Origin of the sequence: Luteibacter rhizovicinus (genome assembly GCF_004342265.1) — a bacterium.
Lineage (GTDB): Bacteria > Pseudomonadota > Gammaproteobacteria > Xanthomonadales > Rhodanobacteraceae > Luteibacter > Luteibacter rhizovicinus_B.
This window is the reverse complement of record NZ_SMCS01000001.1, coordinates 922,950-939,759: the sequence shown is the minus strand read 5'-3', so window position 1 is coordinate 939,759 and position 16,810 is coordinate 922,950. Positions and strand designations below refer to the sequence as shown.

The 16,810-nt window shown below is 65.2% G+C and carries 17 protein-coding genes; 15 read left to right on the top strand and 2 right to left on the bottom strand.

Going from position 1 to position 16,810, the window contains the following annotated elements:
* Positions 1–2: 2 nt before the first annotated feature.
* Entirely contained in the window at positions 3–569 is a 567-nt protein-coding gene (locus tag EC912_RS04150) for a cytochrome b (RefSeq protein ID WP_132141836.1), read from the bottom strand.
* 201 nt (positions 570–770) lie between these two features.
* Between EC912_RS04150 and EC912_RS04145 the strand changes: the two genes are divergently transcribed.
* The 15 genes from EC912_RS04145 to EC912_RS04075 all read left to right on the top strand — a co-directional run bounded on the left by EC912_RS04145 (position 771) and on the right by EC912_RS04075 (position 15,590).
* A complete protein-coding gene (locus EC912_RS04145) occupies positions 771–1,208 on the top strand; it encodes a sugar 3,4-ketoisomerase (RefSeq protein WP_132141835.1) in 438 nt (145 codons plus the stop codon).
* On the top strand, positions 1,193–1,858 hold the full coding sequence (locus tag EC912_RS04140) for an acetyltransferase (RefSeq protein ID WP_132141834.1): 666 nt from the start codon (positions 1,193–1,195) through the stop codon (positions 1,856–1,858). Before EC912_RS04145 ends, EC912_RS04140 begins: the two co-directional genes overlap by 16 nt.
* A 7-nt stretch (positions 1,859–1,865) precedes the next feature.
* Positions 1,866–2,822, top strand: coding sequence for a hypothetical protein (locus EC912_RS04135; protein WP_132141833.1), 957 nt, complete (start codon positions 1,866–1,868; stop codon positions 2,820–2,822).
* The gene (locus tag EC912_RS04130) at positions 2,809–3,741 is read left to right on the top strand and encodes a GNAT family N-acetyltransferase (protein ID WP_132141832.1); all 933 of its coding nucleotides are present in this window, start codon (positions 2,809–2,811) and stop codon (positions 3,739–3,741) included. The genes EC912_RS04135 and EC912_RS04130 overlap by 14 nt, the downstream gene beginning before the upstream one ends.
* Positions 3,741–4,853 carry a DegT/DnrJ/EryC1/StrS family aminotransferase gene (locus tag EC912_RS04125; protein WP_132141831.1) on the top strand — a complete coding sequence of 371 codons (1,113 nt, stop codon included), beginning with the start codon at positions 3,741–3,743 and terminating at the stop codon, positions 4,851–4,853. The genes EC912_RS04130 and EC912_RS04125 overlap by 1 nt, the downstream gene beginning before the upstream one ends.
* Entirely contained in the window at positions 4,850–6,100 is a 1,251-nt protein-coding gene (locus EC912_RS04120; protein WP_132141830.1) for an O-antigen translocase, read from the top strand. Before EC912_RS04125 ends, EC912_RS04120 begins: the two co-directional genes overlap by 4 nt.
* A 2-nt stretch (positions 6,101–6,102) precedes the next feature.
* Positions 6,103–7,050, top strand: coding sequence for a glycosyltransferase family 2 protein (locus tag EC912_RS04115; protein WP_243649129.1), 948 nt, complete (start codon positions 6,103–6,105; stop codon positions 7,048–7,050).
* The gene (locus EC912_RS04110; protein ID WP_132141829.1) at positions 7,047–8,207 is read left to right on the top strand and encodes a hypothetical protein; all 1,161 of its coding nucleotides are present in this window, start codon (positions 7,047–7,049) and stop codon (positions 8,205–8,207) included. Before EC912_RS04115 ends, EC912_RS04110 begins: the two co-directional genes overlap by 4 nt.
* Positions 8,194–8,994 (top strand): Wzz/FepE/Etk N-terminal domain-containing protein, encoded by an 801-nt coding sequence (locus EC912_RS04105; RefSeq protein WP_132141828.1) that lies wholly within the window; start codon positions 8,194–8,196, stop codon positions 8,992–8,994. The genes EC912_RS04110 and EC912_RS04105 overlap by 14 nt, the downstream gene beginning before the upstream one ends.
* 88 nt (positions 8,995–9,082) lie before the next feature.
* Positions 9,083–9,904 (top strand): class I SAM-dependent methyltransferase, encoded by an 822-nt coding sequence (locus tag EC912_RS04100; RefSeq protein WP_132141827.1) that lies wholly within the window; start codon positions 9,083–9,085, stop codon positions 9,902–9,904.
* A gap of 5 nt (positions 9,905–9,909) precedes the next feature.
* On the top strand, positions 9,910–11,133 hold the full coding sequence (locus EC912_RS04095; protein ID WP_132141826.1) for an amidohydrolase family protein: 1,224 nt from the start codon (positions 9,910–9,912) through the stop codon (positions 11,131–11,133).
* Positions 11,127–11,825 carry a class I SAM-dependent methyltransferase gene (locus EC912_RS04090; RefSeq protein ID WP_132141825.1) on the top strand — a complete coding sequence of 233 codons (699 nt, stop codon included), beginning with the start codon at positions 11,127–11,129 and terminating at the stop codon, positions 11,823–11,825. The genes EC912_RS04095 and EC912_RS04090 overlap by 7 nt, the downstream gene beginning before the upstream one ends.
* Before the next feature lie 26 nt (positions 11,826–11,851).
* Positions 11,852–13,363, top strand: a complete 1,512-nt coding sequence (locus EC912_RS04085; RefSeq protein WP_132141904.1) for a B12-binding domain-containing radical SAM protein — start codon at positions 11,852–11,854, stop codon at positions 13,361–13,363.
* Positions 13,364–13,365: 2 nt separating this feature from the next.
* Positions 13,366–14,490 carry a glycosyltransferase family 4 protein gene (locus tag EC912_RS04080; protein WP_132141824.1) on the top strand — a complete coding sequence of 375 codons (1,125 nt, stop codon included), beginning with the start codon at positions 13,366–13,368 and terminating at the stop codon, positions 14,488–14,490.
* Positions 14,487–15,590, top strand: a complete 1,104-nt coding sequence (locus tag EC912_RS04075; protein ID WP_132141823.1) for a glycosyltransferase family 4 protein — start codon at positions 14,487–14,489, stop codon at positions 15,588–15,590. The genes EC912_RS04080 and EC912_RS04075 overlap by 4 nt, the downstream gene beginning before the upstream one ends.
* A 3-nt stretch (positions 15,591–15,593) precedes the next feature.
* Here the strand turns inward: EC912_RS04075 and EC912_RS04070 are convergent, their stop codons facing one another.
* Positions 15,594–16,808, bottom strand: coding sequence for a nucleotidyltransferase family protein (locus EC912_RS04070; RefSeq protein ID WP_132141822.1), 1,215 nt, complete (start codon positions 16,806–16,808; stop codon positions 15,594–15,596).
* Positions 16,809–16,810: the final 2 nt, after the last annotated feature.

Here is a 16,810-nt window from a genome sequence, read left to right as displayed (position 1 = left end):
TTTCATGGGCGAGGTCCCGGCAACATCCTGCGGAGCACGCCGTCGCGCAGGACGAAGTGATGCCAGAGCGCGGCCGCGATATGCAGGCAGACCAGACCGAGCAGCACCCAGGCGGCATCCAGGTGCCAGGCCTGCAACCTGTCGGCGAGATCTTCGTCCTCGCCCACCAGCGCCGGCAGCGCGATGCCGAAGAAATGGACCGTGTTGCCCTGCGCACCGCTCAGCGCCCAGCCGAGCAGGGGCATGCCGAGAAGCAGCGCGTACAAGGCCACGTGAGTCGAGGCAGCGAGCACGCGGATGAGCCGTGACGTACTGCCATCGTGGGGGAGCTTGCCGAGACGAAAACGCACCGCGACGCGGACAACGAACAGGATCAGTACGATCAGGCCCGCGTGGCGATGGCCTTCGAGCAGCCACGTGCGCAGCGCGCGACCGGAGACCTCGTCGCGGGTCAGGATGAACGTGGCCGCCGCGACCACGGCGAGGACGGTAAGCCAGTGCAACGCCACCAGCCGGCGCGGATGCCTCGCTGTAGCGTCTTCCGGCGAAGTCGTTTTCTCCAGCGTCATACCGATTGCCCTTGCGCGCTGCCAATCCCCGTGCCCGCCCGACGCAGGTCCTGCGACGGTGAAGCGACCCAATGCGCATTGAGTGCCGGACTGGCGGCAAAAGGTTGCATCGATTGACTCCGGTGCAACCACGCAACCTTTTGCAGGACCAGTGGCACTCAACCTCGTGAGACGCCCTCAATCACCTGCCTGGTCCCGAGCATGGAAATCGAACGCATACCGTTGCAGCCGCACGGCGATCACCGCGGCATGCTCGTTGCCCTGGAAGAGGAGCGGAATGTTCCGTTCGAGATCCGCCGGGTGTATTACCTGTTCGCCACGAAAGAGGGCGTGCATCGCGGACGCCACGCGCATCGCCATCTCAACCAGCTGGCGGTCACCGTGCGCGGTTCCGTCACTTTCCTGCTCGACGACGGCACCGGACCGGTAGAGGTCGTACTCGACGATCCCTCGCAAGGACTCCTGCTCGGCAGCATGGTCTGGCGCGAACTGTACGACTTCAGCGACGACTGCGTGCTGATGGTGCTCGCCGACCAGTACTACGACGCGACCGACTACATCACCGACTACGACGAGTTCCTGCGCGAGGTCAACGGCGTCGCGTACGCGGAGGGCGGTGTGGCATGGCACGCCCGCTAGTCCTGATAGGCGCGGGGGAGTTCGCCATGATCGCCTGCGAATACTTCGAGCACGACAGCGATCTCGACGTCGTCGCCTTCAGCGTCGAACGCGATTACATCGTGCAGCCGGTACTCGCCGGTCGACCCGTCGTCGCCTACGAGACGCTCGAGGCCGAATACCCACCCGGCGACGTCGACGTATTCGTCGCCATTCCGGCCAGCCAGCTCAATCGCCTGCGCACGCGTCTTTACCTCGATGCGAAACGGCGCGGTTACCGCTTCGCCACGTATGTCAGCTCGCGGGCGTTCGTCTGGCGCGGGGCTGAAATCGGCGAGAACACCTTTATCTTCGAGGGCAACGTCATCCAGCCCTTCGTCCGTATCGGTGCGAACTGCATCCTCTGGAGCGGCAACCACGTGGGGCATCGCACCGTCGTGCGCGACCACGTCTTCGTCTCTTCGCACGCCGTGATCTCGGGTTACTGCGACATCGGCGAAAGCAGCTTCATCGGCGTGAACAGCACCTTCAACGATCACGTCAAGGTCGCCGCCGACAATCTCATCGGCGCGGGATCGCTGGTGACGCGCGATACGGAACCGGGCCGGATCTACATCGGTTCGCCGGCGCGTGCGGTGCCCGGTAAATCAAGCTTCGACGTGAAGCTCTGAGGCGCCCATGGTCGAGTGGACCAAGAAAGGCCTGGTGTTCGACACCGCGCGCCAGGGCGTGGGCGGATGGATGCGGCATTCGGCGCTCACGCCGACGCCGTATCGACTCGACGACGACCTGATCCGCGTCTACGCCGGATTCCGCGACGCGGACGGTGTCAGCCGGATCGGTTATGTAGACGTATTTGCGGAAGATCCCACGATCGTCGTGAACGTCAGTGCCGAGCCGGCGCTCGACATCGGTCGCGACGGCTGTTTCGACGACAACGGCGTGATCCTGGGCGATGTCGTCGACACGGCCGATGGTCTGCATCTGTTCTACGTCGGTTTCCAGTGGGTTGCCAAAGCCAAGTTCCTTGCCTTCACGGGTCTGGCGATTTCCAACGACGGGGGCCATCGCTTCCGGCGTGTACAGGAAACCCCCATCCTCGATCGTGCGCCCGGCCGCGGCACGATCGGCGCGGTGCATTCGGCGATCCACGAGAACGGACGCTGGCGCCTGTGGTACGCGGTGGGCAACGACTGGGAGTCCATCGCCGGGCACCCCTTTCCCCGATACCACATCCGTTACCTGGAGACGGACGATCTTGCCCGCTTGCCGCGCGAGGACCACGTCTGTCTGATGCCGCGGGACGATGAGTACCGGATCGGCCGGCCGCGCGTGTACCGGATCGGCGGCCGGTACGTCATGTACTTCACGCGCGGCAACCGGAATGGCGAATATTTCCCCGGCGTGGCCTATAGCGACGATGGCATCCACTGGGACCGCCGCGACGAAACGCTGGGTCTGGCGCTTTCCGCCGACGGCTGGGATTCGCGCGTCATCTGCTATCCCGCACTGATCCGTCAACGCGACACGCTGCTGATGTTCTACAACGGCAACGACATGGGCGTGGACGGCTTCGGCGTGGCCGAAGCGCGCGATGTCAGCCCGAACGGAGGCATCCATCATGTTCACGGTTAGGCCTTATGTGCCGGCCGACGCGGAAGCGTGGGACGATCTGGTGGCTCGTTCGCGTAACGGCAATCTGCTGCATCGGCGCGGTTACATGGATTACCACGCACACCGTTTCGTCGACCGCTCGCTTATCGTCGAGCGGCACGGCGAAGTCGTGGCGGTGCTGCCGGCCAGCCTCCATGACGATGGCATCGTGAGTCACGGTGGCCTCACTTATGCCGGCCTGATCGTGAGTCCGGCGATGCGTACCGAAACCACGCTCGATGTCTTCGGGCAAGTGGGCGGCCATTACCGGTCGCAGGGCGTGAAGCGCATCGTCTACAAAGCCGTACCGCACGTGTACCACGCCTATCACGCGGAGGAAGATCTCTACGTCCTGCATCGACTGGGCGCCCGGCTGATGCGGCGCGACGTGTCTTCGGCCATCTCGCTGCGGGAAACATTCCACTTCTCGCAGGGGCGGAAGCACTCCATAGGCAAGGCGCGGAAAGCGGGCATCCAGATGCGCGTGAGCGACGATCTCGCGGGGTTCCATGCCGTGCTGACGGACACATTGCGCAAGCATGAGGTCGGCCCGACGCACAGCGCGGACGAACTGATTCTTCTGCATTCCCGGTTCCCGCATCACATCGTGTTGCACGAAGCCCGTCGCGACGATGTCTTGCTGGCTGGCGTCGTCGTTTATGACTTCGGCCGGGTGGTGCATACGCAATACATGGCAGCGTCGGAGGAAGGGTTGCGACTGGGCGCGCTCAGTCTTCTCCTGGGCGAACTGATCGGCGGTGTCTACGCGGACCGCGCCCATTTCACCTTCGGCGTATCGACGGAGCAGGGTGGGGCGGTACTCAATGGCGGCCTGATTGCGCAGAAGGAATCCTTCGGCGCACGAGCGGTTGTGCACGACTTCTACGAATGGACGCTCTGATGGACGTTCCGTTCCTCCCCCTGGGCGCGGTCAACGCGCGCTACGCCGATGAGTTGAAAGCGGCGGCGGCACGGGTGATCGACTCGGGGTGGTACGTGCTCGGCGACGAGCTGGCGGCGTTCGAGCGGGAATTCGCCGCTTACTGCGGTGTCGGCCACGCGATCGGTGTCGGCAACGGCCTCGATGCCTTGTCCCTGATCCTGCGCGGCTACAAGCAGCTCGGTGCGCTGACCGACGGCGACGAAGTCATCGTCCCGGGCAATACCTTTATCGCCAGTTTCCTCGCCATCAGCGAGAACAGGCTGGTGCCGGTGCCCGTCGAACCGGACGCAACTACCTTCAATCTCGATCCGGCACGTGTCGAAGCGGCCATCGGACCGCGCACGCGCGCGATCATGGCCGTGCATCTGTATGGCCAACTGGCGGATATGCGCGCACTGGACGTGCTTGCCCGCCGCCATGGGCTGCTGCTGATCGAAGACGCGGCCCAGGCACACGGCGCGTCGGAGGGCGGTCGCAAAGCAGGTGCGTTCGGCCACGCCGCGGCATTCAGTTTTTTTCCCACCAAGAACCTGGGTGCACTGGGAGATGGCGGAGCGATCGTTACCGACGACCCGCAACTGGCGGAGCGCGTCGCGGCCCTGCGCAACTACGGATCGTCCGAGAAGTATCGCCACCCGCATCCGGGTCTCAACTCGCGGCTCGACGAGATGCAGGCCGCATTGCTTCGGGTGAAGCTGGCGTACCTCGATCGCGATACGGTCTGGCGCCGCCATGTCGCGGCCCGCTATCGGGACGGCATCCGCCATCCCTATATCGTGTTGCCCGAGGTGGCGAGCGAAGAGCGGCACGTCTGGCACCTATTCGTCGTGCGCAGTCCGTTCCGCGACGCGTTGCAGCGGCATCTGCACGCCAACGGCGTCCAGACCCAGATCCACTATCCCATCCCCCCGCACAAGCAGCCGATTTATGCCGGACTGGGACACGTTCGCTTGCCGGTAACGGAGCGTCTGCACGGCGACGTACTGAGCCTGCCGATGGGTCCGACACTCGATGCCGCTTCGGTCGACCGGGTGATCGCGGCCTGCCTGACGTTCGACGGTGCCGCATGAATATCGTCCGCGCCAGCTTCTATTCGGCCCTCGGCACCGGTGCGCGACTGGTCGCGGGCCTGGTCGTCATCAAGCTGGTTGCCTGGTTCGCCGGTCCCGAAGGCGTCGGCAAGCTGGGCCAGTTCATGGGCCTGATGTCGTTGCTGGCCGTGCTGGCCGGCGGCGGCATCAGTGCCGCCATCGTGAAATACGTGGCCGAGTTCCGCGACGATCCCGCGCGGCTGTCGCGCTTCCTCGCGGCAGCGCTCTGGTATTCGCTCTGCGCTACCTGCCTGATGGGCTGCGCCGCGTTGCTGTTCAGTCACCGCCTCGCATTGTGGCTACTCGACGATCCCCGCTACGAGAACCTGATCCGCATACTCGCGGTGGCCCAGCTCGGGATTGCGCTGCTCAATTACATCATCGCCGTGATCAACGGCTTCATGGACGTGCGCCGCCTCGCGTTCATCCAGGTGCTCGGCTCGGCGTTCGGCATCGCGCTGGCGATCTGGTTGTCGCGCTGGCTGCATCTTTACGGTGCCTTGCTGGCGCTCGTGCTGGGCCAGGTGTTGTGGCTCGTCGTCGGGTTGCCGGCGTGGTGGCGAAGCCCGTACTTTCAGCGCGGCATGCTGCGGCTGCGTTTCGATCGCGAGATGGTCGTACGGCTGGCTACGTTCTCCGTGATGACGCTCAGTTCCGCGCTGCTGCCGCCGCTGGTCAACATCGCGGTGCGCGACCACCTCGCGCAACAGTTCGGCTGGGAGCAAGTGGGTTACTGGCAGGCGGTGAGCCGCGTCTCGGATGCCTACCTGCTGTTTCTCACGACCGCAATCAACATTTACTACCTGCCCAAGCTGGCATCGACCAAGGCGCGCACGTCACTGGTTTTCGAGCTGCGCAACGCGTACCGCTACATCCTTCCCGTGGTCGTCGTGCTCGCGGCGGCGGTCTACGCGCTGAGGGGATGGGTGACCGAGGTGCTGTTCAGTGCGGACTTCGCTTCGGCCAACGCACTGTACGGGCCGCAGCTCGTCGGCGACGTCGTGAAGATCGCCTCGTTCATCCTGTCCTACGTGATGCTGGCGAAAGCCATGACGCGCTTGTTCGTGATCTCCGAATGCGTCTTCGCCGCCAGCTATCTCGTACTGGTCTACGTGCTCACGGCGCACATCGGGCTGATCGGCGCGATGTACGCGTTCGCGATCAACTACGTGGCCTATTTCGTCTTCAACGTCCTGGTCGTTCGCCGCTACCTGGGAGAACTCTGACGATGCCCGCCTATCCGACGAAGAACGCGGTGGCGATGCCACTGGTGTCCGTACTGGTTCCCGCGTTCAATCACGAGCGCTTCGTCGAGCGTTTCCTCGACAGCGTGCTGGAAGATCCCTATCCGGCCAAGGAGCTCATCATCATCGACGACGGCTCGACCGACGGCACGGGCGAACGCATCGCCGAGTGGGTGTCCCTGCATGCCGGCGACCTGCCGATCGAATATGTGCGGTGCGAGAACAAGGGCATCGCCGCGACCCTGAACGAACTGGTCGCCCGATCGCGTGGCGAACTGCTCCGGCTCGGTTCGAGCGACGATTATCTGTTGCCCGGCGGCCTCGATGCGCAGGTCCGCTATCTGCTGGCGAATCCGCGCAAGGGCGCGGTAATCGGCGACTCGATCGTCGTGGACGGGGAGGGCAACAAGCTGCATGACAGCGGCATGCGCGACCTGCACGGCGCCGACAAGCGACTGTACCGGTCCGACGACGGCATACGGCGCGCCGTGATCACCCGCTGGGCGATCGGCGGTCCGGTGACCTTGCTCCGGAAGAGTGCGCTGGAAATCGTGTCCCGGTGGACCGAAGGTCTGCGTATCGACGACTGGGACATGTTCCTTCGCCTGGCGGCCCGCGATGCGCTCGGCTTCATCGATGTCAGCGTCTGCGCGTACCGGCTTCACGACACCAACCTGAGCAAGACCCGGCACACGGCGACACGTATCGCGAACCTTTCCGAGGCCCGGCAGGTCGCAATTCGCCGGACCGAGCTGTTCGACGAACCGTGCCGGAGCTTGCTGCGGGCGGAGTCCTATTACATCGGGGCCAAGATCGCCTTCCTGCAGAAGAGGCACGCGCGCGTCGCACTGCACCTGCTGGCCTATGCCTGCCTCGTCGTCGCATCGAAGTTCCGCTTCGCCTCCGCGAATCACCATGTGGAGCGCGCATGAAACAGCTGCTGAGATGGCCCTCGGTCTACCTCTGCCTGCCGATCCTGTTCGCCTGCGGGCTCACCTTGCTTACCTACGATCTGCCGACCGGGTATCTGGACGGCATCCTGATCCTCGTCCTCAGCGCCGCCGCCATCCTGTTCGTCGACGCGTTCTCGGGTGTCCGCCTGCCGCCGCTGGCGGCCTTCCGTTCGCGCCGTTATGCGGGCACCCGCGATGCCTTCGTCGCGCTGGCGTTCGCCGGTGTCGTCATCGTGTTCTGCCTGCTCGACCTGACGCTGTTTCCCATTCCGCTGATCGACAATCCGGCGTCGTACGCCACGATGGAAGGGGGGCGCGAGCATGTCAGGCACATCTCCGACATGTGCTGGACGCTACCGTCGATCGGCCTGCTCTGCGCCAGGCAACGCTGGTTGCGCAATGCACTGATCGTCGCGGGCATCGTTTTTCCCATCCTGGTAATCGACCGCAACCGGCTCTTCGCGTCGCTGATGGCGCTGGGTCTGGTGATTATCTTCAGGCGCGACGAGGCACGGCCCTTGCCGTGGAAGACCATCGGTGTGCTTGCGCTTGCCGGCGGCGGCGGGTTCTCGGTCCTCGGCATGCTGCGGTCCGGTTCGATCGAAACCGTGGCGTTGCCGTTCGGCGACATGTACCGCGCGATGCCGCAGGGCATCAAATGGCTGCTGCTGTACATCAGCGCCGGTCCGTACAACTTCGGCGCCATCGTGGCCAAGCATTACGCCAATGCCGACTTCCTCATCAACCAGCTGGTTCCCCTGAGCGGATCGGTGGCCACCGCGGGAACGGATATTCCGCTGGATGCGCCGAACATCAACGTGGGCACGGAGTTCTTTCCGTTTGCGATGGCGATGGGGCCTGCAGGTGCCGTACTCGCGATCGGCGTGCTGTATGCGTTGCTGCTGTGGAGTGCCCGACGGCTCCGCCCGGCGGCGTCCCTTTTCCCGTTGCTGATCTTCCTACGCGTGGCCTACGTCTGCGTGATGTCGCCGTTCGCACCGCAGGCATACACATTGACCAACGCGGGATTCATCGGCCTGTGCCTGGTCATGCAGGTGATCGCGGCGTGGTTGCCCGATCGCCGTTCCCACGACTTTTCCTCCACTTCAGCAGTGAGCAACCATGGAACAGGATGACATCTACTTGATCGACATGTGGCGGGTTCTGCTGCGCCAGTGGCGTTGGTTCGTGGCCGTGCTGATCGTTGTTCTGGCGCTTACCTTCGCCTATACACGCGTCGCGCGCGACCAGTGGGAAGCGACGGCGTGGATACAGATAGGGCAGATCGCGCCGGCACCTGCCGGACAGGACCCAAAGGTCGAGTCGTTGCTGCGGGTGATCGAACGCCTGGAGACCGTGGCGTTTCAGGACGAGGTGGTGAGGAGCATCGGACTCACCGTCGAGTCGCGCGAGGCTTCTTTGTACCGGAAGAGCATGAAGCTGGATCCCGAGCCTTATGCCAACCTCATCAAGATGCGCGTTCGGGCGTACTCGCCACGGCAGGCAGCCGACCTGGTCACCGCGACGGTCACGCGGCTCGAAGCCATTCATCGGCAAATCGGCGAGGTGCCGCTCCGGCTGGCGAACCAGCGTCTCGACGAGATCGAGGCCGACCTGCGGACCGCGCAGGCCGATCGCGACCGCCTGTCGCGCGATGCCGGCACAGGCACGGGTCTCGCAAGCGTGCTGCTCGCATCGAAGAACGAGGACATCCGCGCCTTGCAGCAGGCGCGTAGCGAACTGGTCGCCCGGCTCGTTCCCAACTACACCTTCGAAACATCGATGCCCTGGCCGATCTATGTGCCGGAGCGGAAAGCGTTTCCCAATCCCGTGCTGATCTGGGGCATCGGCCTCCTCACCGGACTGTTCCTCGGCGGTTTGGCGGCGGTGGGAAGGGATGCCATGCGACGGACTCGCCGGTGACACCTCCGTTCACCATCCGATCGTTTGCGATCCGATTCAACCAAAGGCGTGTCCCGAGGCACTCACCGGTCTGGGTACGGAGATCGACATGAGTGGGCAACACACGCTAGACGAAGCGCAGCTGCTGGAGACCCAGCACGCCTTCGACAGTGTCGCGGCGGATTACGACGGCCCCCGCGGCAACAACGAACTGATCCAGCGCATGCGGGTCACCCTGTGGGACACCGTGCACGCCAAGGTCGCGGCGGGCGGCTGTCTGCTCGACCTCGGCTGTGGTACGGGCATCGACGCGATCGAGTTCGCGCGGCGTGGTTTCCGCGTCGTTGCCACCGACTGGTCGCCGCAGATGGTCGAACGAACGCGCGAACGCGCCGACGCCGCGGCGCTCGAATCGCGGGTGACGACCACGCATCTGGGCATCCAGCGGATGGACCGGCTCGACGGCGAATTCGACGCGATCTATTCGAACTTCGGTCCGTTGAACTGCGCGCCGGACCTGCATGCCGTCGCGAGCGAATGCGCGCGCCTGCTCAAGCCGGGCGGCACGCTGGTGTTTTCGGTGATGGGCCGGATCTGTCCGTGGGAAGTAGGGCACTACGCATTGCGTGGACGTTTCCGTCGTGCAGCCGTGCGCGCCGCGCGCGGTGCGACGGCGGTCGGCATGAACCGGCACACGATCTGGACGTATTACTACCTGCCGCGCGAGTTCTATCGTGCCTTCGCCGGAACGTTCTCTCTGGGCGGCTATCGCGCGCTGAGCCTGTTCATGCCGCCACCGTACATGGTCGACCGCTACCGCCGCCGTCCGGACTGGTACGAACGGCTCGGTCGCCTGGACGATCGCCTCGGTGCCGCGCCGTTGCTGCGCGACATGGGCGACCATTTCCTAATCGTGATGCACCGGCGTTGAGTCGGATGGAAATCTTTCGACACCATTTTTCGTCGGATACCGATCTTGTCGGCGCGGTTTCCCTCGTGCCCGATGGCGTGTCGCATGCGCCGCTTCCGGTTCGTGCCGGCCGCATCGATGCGTCGCCGGGCGCACATGCGTACCCGGTCGATCTGCGGGATCACCTGATCTTCCCGGGCCTGATCAACGCGCACGACCACCTGCACGTCAACGGCGTGCCGCCACTACGTCACGCCACGCCTTTTCCGAACAGCTACGCCTGGATCTCGGCTTTCCAGTCGCACTTTCAGGATCCCATCGTCGTCGCCGCACTGGACGTACCGAAAAGCCTTCGCCTTCGCCACGGCGCGCTGAAGAACCTGCTCGCCGGCACGACCTGCGTCGCGCATCACGATCCCTGGCACCCGGCACTCGACGACGCCGACTTTCCCGTCGCCTTGCTGCGCGACTATGGCTGGAGCTACACGCTGGCCGGTCCCGACTACGGTCCGCCGGTACGCCAGAGTTTCGCCGCCACGCCCGCCGGCCGACCCTGGCTGATCCATCTCGCCGAAGGCACCGACGAAACGGCGCAGGCGGAACTCGCGCAACTGGACGCGCTGGGTTGTCTGGCCGCGAACACCGTACTCATCCACGGCGTCGGCTTGCGCGAAACGGATATCGATCGCGTGATCGCCTGCGGCGCGGCTGTCGTCTGGTGTCCGCAAAGCAATCGCGCACTGCTCGGACGAACGCTCGATCCGCGCCGTCTGTGCGAAGCCGGCCGGCTGACGATGGGTAGCGACTCGCGTCTGAGCGGTGCCCGCGACCTGCTCGACGAGCTGAGCATGGCCGCCGCTCGCGATGAGCTGGATGCGACGTCGTTGCTGGCGTTGGTCACCACGCGAGCGGCGCGCATCCTGCGTCTTGCCGGATACGGCAGCCTGGCTGTCGGTGCCCCGGCGGACATGGCGATCGTGGAGGATCGTGGCGGCGATCCGGCAGACAGTCTCGTCGGGCTGCGACGCAGCCAGCTTCGCGCCGTCGTGCGCGACGGCCTGCCGCGCATCGCCGATCCCGACTTCGCCGACTGGTTTGCGGCCACCGGCGTCGATGCCGTGGCGGTGATGCTCGACGGCAAGCCGAAACTGCTGGCCCGTTCCCTGGCCGATCCCGCGTTGCTCGCCCTCGAACCGGGGCTGGCGTTCGTCACCGATGCCACGACCGCAGCGAGGCGTATCCCATGCTGAGTGTCCCGATGCTCGAACCCGTCGATGCCTATGCCCTCTGGGCGGACAGTTACCCGCCGCACGCGCACAACCCTGTCATGCTCGCCGAGGAACGCGCGATGCTCAGCCTGATGCCCAGACAACTGCACGGCCGTAGCGTGCTCGATGCCGGCTGCGGCAGCGGACGCTACGTGCTGCACGCGCTGGATCGCGGTGCGACGCACGTGACGGGCGTGGATCTGTCGCCGCCGATGCTCGAACGAGCGCGCAAGGCGCTGGCCGCACGTTCCGCTGTCGCCAACGTCGCGCTGCGGCAGGGCAGCCTTACCTCGTTACCGATACCGGACGGCTTCGCGGACCTCACGGTATGCGGTCTGGTCGTTGGCCATCTCGACCATCTGCAACAGGCATTGGGCGAACTGCGCCGCGTCACGCGTCCCGGTGGCCGTCTGTTATGCAGCGATGTCCATCCCATCGGCCATGCGCTCGGCTGGCAGCGGGATTTCAGGCATGGCGGGCAACGCTACGCGGTGCGGCATACGCAGCATCTCTACAGCCACTGGCATGAGGCATGTGCCGCGCTGAGGCTCGCGATCGAACGCATCGTGGAACCGATGCTCAATCCGGCCGATATTCCGCCGGCCGCGCATTTCGATAGTGCGGCGCTCGAGGTTCCCGTCGCGCTGGTATTCCAGCTCAGGCGCCTCCCATGAGTTTCCACGACATGCCATTCCGACCCATGCCTCACTCCCCGCGGACGCTGCTGGTCAATCCAACCATTACGTCACCGTCCAGCGCACGGTTCCCTCTATCGTTGCTGCACCTGGCGGCGGCCCTCGACCGGACGGGCGAGAGCCACATCATCGATGGCAACGTCGATCGCGACGTGGTGGGCGAAACACTTCGCGCCATGGAGCGCACGCACTTCGATGCCGTCGGCATCAGCGTCATGGGCGGTCCGCAGATCGAGCCGTCCATCGCCGTCTCGAAAGCGATCCGCGAGCGTTTTCCGCAAACCCCGATCATCTGGGGCGGCTATTTCCCGACGCTCTATGCGGATACCGCGCTGGCCGCGCCCTATGTCGACTACGCGATCCGCGGGCAGGGCGAAGAAAGCCTGCCCGAACTGATAGCCGCTCTGGGCAGGGCAGAGCCGGACTTCGCGAAGATCGGCAGCCTGTCGTGGAAACACGATGGCGCGGTGGTGCACAACCCGAACCGACGCTTCTCGCTTGGCGACAGCGGCATCGTCCTGCCTTACGACAAGCTCGGCGATCCGCGACGCTATCTGGCCCGCACCTTTCTCGGCCGGCGTACGGCCGCGCACCAGGCGTCGATCGGCTGCCGCTTCCGTTGCACGTTCTGCGGTGTGGCGGCGATGTTCGGTGGCACGACGGCATTGCCGGCCGCGGCGCGGCTGGAACGCGACCTGAGCTATCTCAAGTACGAGCTTGGCGCGGATTCGATCCAGTTCTTCGACCACAACTTCTTCGACCGCGAAGAAGACATGATCCCGCTGCTCGAAGTGATGGCGAAACTCGAGATGCCGTGGTGGTGCTACGCCCGCTCCGATGCGCTGCTCAACCTGTCGGAAAGCTCGTGGAAACTGGTGCGCAAGAGCCGCCTGCGCATGGCGTACATCGGTGCCGAATCGCCCAGCGGGCAGATGCTCAAGGAAATCCGCAAAGGCACACGGCCCGACCAGACGCTGGAAGTCGCGGAGCTATGCCGGCGGCACGGCGTGATTCCCGAGCTGTCGTTCATGGTCGCGCCGCCGGAGAACACGGAGGAGGAAACCCAGCACACCTTCGAGTTCATCCGCGAACTGAAGCGGATCAATCCGGCTTCCGAGATCATCGTTTACATCTACACGCCGCTGCCGGAAAGCAGCAAGCACGAAAAGGACCGCGGCAAGCATCCCGGCATGGCACTGCTCGACCTCAACGGCGAGCCCGTGATCTTTCCGAAAACGCCGGAAGAATGGATGGAAAAACGCTGGGTCGATTACGCCTGCCACGCCGATGCGCCGTGGCTGACCGACGAGCTTCGCCGGCACATCCACGATTTCGTGACCGTGCTGCGCTGCCGTTTCCCCACCGTGCAGGACCTGCGCTCACCCACCTGGGCCAAGCGCAGCCTGAGTGCGATGGCCGCGTGGCGCTACCGTCAGCGCAAGTACGACCGCCCGTGGGAGCTTAATCTCGCGAACCGGTTGGTTCGCTTGCGGATGCCGCAGGTGTCGGGTCTTTAGGCGTGCATGTCGCGCAGATCAATGTGTTGCCCGCGCCAGCGGATTGCTCGCCCGCGGACCTGTTCGAACGCTGGCCGTCGCTGGCGGACATTCCCGAGGCGGCCGCGGGCGCCGGTACCCGGATCTCCGTGATCCAGGCCGCGGCATGCGATGCGCGGCTGACGCGTCGCGGCGTCGACTATCGCTTCACCGATACCCGCGGCATGACTTCCGCAGTCAGGCGTGCCCGCCATTTCGCTGATCTTCTGCGCGACATCGCACCGGACGTCCTGCATTTGCACAGTCTGGGCTTCGCTCGCGACGCGTTCGAACTGGCGCGATGCCTGCCCGATGTGCCGATCCTGATCCAGGACCACGCCGACCGGCCGCCGCCGTGGTGGCGACGCTCGCGGTGGCGGCCCTGGTACGCCGCCGCATCGGGTATCGCTTTCACCGCACCCGCGCTGGCGCAACCATTCGTCGCCGCCAGCCTGTTCGGGACGCGGACCCGGCTGTTCGCGATACCGGAATCCAGTAGCCGTTTCGTGCCTGGCAACCGGGCCAGCGCGCGCGCCGCGACGGGTCTCCGTGGCGATCCCTGCATTCTTTCGGTCGGGCATCTGAGCGACGGCAAAGACCCGCTCACCGTGATCGAGGGCGTCGCCCTGGCGGCGGCAAGCCTGCCTGACGTGCAACTGTGGTTCGCCTTCGGCAATGCGCCGCTGCTGGACGAAGTGCAGCGACGGGTCGCGCAGGATCCGCGACTCGCCGGGCGCGTACATCTCCTCGGCACGCTGACACATGCACGTATCGAAACCTGCATGCAGGCCGCGGACCTGTTCGTCTCCGGAAGCCTCGCCGAAAGCTGCGGCTACGCATTGCTGGAAGCGCTTGCCTGCGGTGTGGCACCCGTCGTGACGGACATTCCCGCGTTCCGCGCGCTGACCGGCGACGCCATCGGCGAGCACTGGACGCGTGGCGATGCGGCGGAACTGGCCGAAATACTGGTCCGCATGGCGATTGATCGGCCGTCGCCAGCACGCGTGCGAACCCACTTCGACGCCACGTTGTCGTTCGCGGCGGTGGGTCGCCAATGGGCGGACGCATACGCACAACTGCTCGACGACCGGCGGCGGAACGCGACATGAAGATCGCACTGGTGATGCCTGGCGGTGTCGACCGTACGGGCGAATTCCGCGTGATCCCGGTCTTGCTGGCGCTGATCGAACGACTCGCGCGCGCGCATGACGTCCATGTCTTCGTCCTGCATCAGGAAGCCGTGGCGGCGCGCTGGGACCTGCTTGGCGCACAGATCCACAACATCGGCGAGGGATGGCCTCGCCTGCGTGCGATCGCGGCGATCCGGGCCGAGCATCGCCACGCACCGTTCGATCTTATCCACGCCATTTTTTCGGGCGACTGCAGCCTGATCGCCGTCGTTGCGGCGAGATGGCTGCGGCGACCCAGTCTCGTCCACATCGCCGGTGGCGAACTGGTCGCGCTCGACGCCATCGGCTACGGCGGACGGCGGAAGTGGAAAGGCCGGCTGCGCGAGGCCGTCGTGTTGCGCGCTACGAACGCGATCACGGCGGCCAGCTCGCCGATTGTCGATTCGCTGCGTGCGCTCGGTCTCGAAGCGCGGCGCGTGCCGCTTGGCGTCGATCTACGCGCGTGGACACCGCTCGCGCCACGCCGACGCGATGCCGGACCGGCGAGACTGATCCATGTCGCCAGCATCAACCGGGTCAAGGACCAGACGACCCTGTTGCGTGCCCTGGCGGCCGTAGCCAACGCGGGACTGTCTTTCACCATCGACATCGTCGGTGTGGACACGTTGCAGGGAGAGATGGATGGTCTGGTTCATCGGCTCGGACTGGAACGGCACGTCCGTTTCGTGGGCTTCCGCACGCAACGGGAACTGCGTCCGCTCATGGTCGCGGCCGATCTGCTGGTGATGTCGTCGTTGCACGAAGCCGGACCGCTCGTCCTTCTGGAGGCGGCGGTGGCGGGCGTACCGACCGTGGGTACGGCCGTGGGACATCTGGTCGAATGGTCGCCGGCGGCGGCGCTGGCCGTGCCCGTCGGCGACTGGGCCGCACTCGCGGTGGCGATACAGCGCGTGCTCGACGATGAAGGACTGCGGCTGCGCCTTGCCGATGAAGCGCAGCGCCGGGCGATCGCCGAGGACGCCGATCATACCGCCGGATCGTTCGAGACGTTGTACGCGATGCTTCTCGCCGGGCGCTAACGTCTACGTCGACGATGCGCCGTATTCAAGCGCGGCGCGTACCACGTAGAGCGTATCCATCCGCGGCACCGGACGCGTGAGCCGCGTCAGGATGCGCCGGCCATGGCTCAGCGTGACCCAGCTCTGTCCCTTGAGCCACAGCTGCGTGCGGACCATGTCGGCACGCTCCTTGATGTTTTCCTCCGATGGCCGGAAACGGTTGTGCAGGCAGCGGCCGGCTTCGCGCAGCGACTGTGCCCATTCGATGCCCGGCAATGCGTGCAGCCATAGCGCCGAACACGATGCCTGGGTGAGTGTGCGACCGCGCGAGATCATCCGTAACAGGAGAGGGCAGTCGCGTTGCAGCCGGGCCAGCACGAACAAGGGGACGGCGCACCGGTAGTAGCGCGAAACCAGACGTAGCGGCGGCAGGGCCCACCATGGCGAACCGCCAGCCCAAAGCACTTCCCAGTCGCGCGCGACCATTCGCGTCGCCAGCAGGGAAATATCGTTCAGATGGATAAGACGCACGCTGCGTCCGCAGAGATTGCCGGCCGCATGGAGCAGCAGGTGACTCATCAATGCGCCGTTCGAAGGATACGGATTCAGGCCGGGACGGGGATCGGCCGGATATATGCGTTCGGTGATGTCCACGGTGCTGATCGGCAAACGCTCCTGGATGCGCGTATGCAGTTCGATGTTGACCGGTGTGTCGCGGTGCTCGCCGAGCCCAAGGATCGGTTCGCCCATCGCCGGCTTGAAGACGCGATGCTTCCACTGCACGAACGACTCGACGTAGCCAAGATCGGTCAGCAACACGATAGCCGCGTCGACATCCGCATCGCGGACCAGCAGGTCGATATCGGCCATGGGCCGGTCGCCCGCTGCGTAGAGGCCGATGGCATGCAAGGCGGAGCCCTTCAGGGGAACGATGGGCAGTCCGGCAACACGCGCGCTGGCGTCGATACGTTCCAGCAGCGACGCGATGTGTCGATGACGATGCTCGACATGCTCGCGCTGGGCGACAAGGAACCGTGTCCACGCGGGATGCCGCCAGGTAGAGCATTGCGACAGAAGCGGCGAGATACCGTGCGCGGCGGCGGCCGCTGATGCGAGCTGCCACTCCAGTTCGTTCCAGTCGGGCGTGGCGGCGCCCGGTCGTGCGAACGCCAGTTCCTCGGCAAGCGCCTCGGTGGTGCGATGCAACCCTTTCCTGACCAGACCCAGTGGCGGCAGCATGG

Bases quoted from the DNA above. Each gene is read 5' to 3' on its own strand.
- EC912_RS04150 (WP_132141836.1), bottom strand. From the start codon at position 569: ATGACGCTGGAGAAAACGACTTCGCCGGAAGACGCTACAGCGAGGCAT.
- EC912_RS04145 (WP_132141835.1), top strand. From the start codon at position 771: ATGGAAATCGAACGCATACCGTTGCAGCCGCACGGCGATCACCGCGGC.
- EC912_RS04140 (WP_132141834.1), top strand. From the start codon at position 1,193: ATGGCACGCCCGCTAGTCCTGATAGGCGCGGGGGAGTTCGCCATGATC.
- EC912_RS04135 (WP_132141833.1), top strand. From the start codon at position 1,866: ATGGTCGAGTGGACCAAGAAAGGCCTGGTGTTCGACACCGCGCGCCAG.
- EC912_RS04130 (WP_132141832.1), top strand. From the start codon at position 2,809: ATGTTCACGGTTAGGCCTTATGTGCCGGCCGACGCGGAAGCGTGGGAC.
- EC912_RS04125 (WP_132141831.1), top strand. From the start codon at position 3,741: ATGGACGTTCCGTTCCTCCCCCTGGGCGCGGTCAACGCGCGCTACGCC.
- EC912_RS04120 (WP_132141830.1), top strand. From the start codon at position 4,850: ATGAATATCGTCCGCGCCAGCTTCTATTCGGCCCTCGGCACCGGTGCG.
- EC912_RS04115 (WP_243649129.1), top strand. From the start codon at position 6,103: ATGCCCGCCTATCCGACGAAGAACGCGGTGGCGATGCCACTGGTGTCC.
- EC912_RS04110 (WP_132141829.1), top strand. From the start codon at position 7,047: ATGAAACAGCTGCTGAGATGGCCCTCGGTCTACCTCTGCCTGCCGATC.
- EC912_RS04105 (WP_132141828.1), top strand. From the start codon at position 8,194: ATGGAACAGGATGACATCTACTTGATCGACATGTGGCGGGTTCTGCTG.
- EC912_RS04100 (WP_132141827.1), top strand. From the start codon at position 9,083: ATGAGTGGGCAACACACGCTAGACGAAGCGCAGCTGCTGGAGACCCAG.
- EC912_RS04095 (WP_132141826.1), top strand. From the start codon at position 9,910: ATGGAAATCTTTCGACACCATTTTTCGTCGGATACCGATCTTGTCGGC.
- EC912_RS04090 (WP_132141825.1), top strand. From the start codon at position 11,127: ATGCTGAGTGTCCCGATGCTCGAACCCGTCGATGCCTATGCCCTCTGG.
- EC912_RS04085 (WP_132141904.1), top strand. From the start codon at position 11,852: ATGCCTCACTCCCCGCGGACGCTGCTGGTCAATCCAACCATTACGTCA.
- EC912_RS04075 (WP_132141823.1), top strand. From the start codon at position 14,487: ATGAAGATCGCACTGGTGATGCCTGGCGGTGTCGACCGTACGGGCGAA.
- EC912_RS04070 (WP_132141822.1), bottom strand. From the start codon at position 16,808: ATGCTGCCGCCACTGGGTCTGGTCAGGAAAGGGTTGCATCGCACCACC.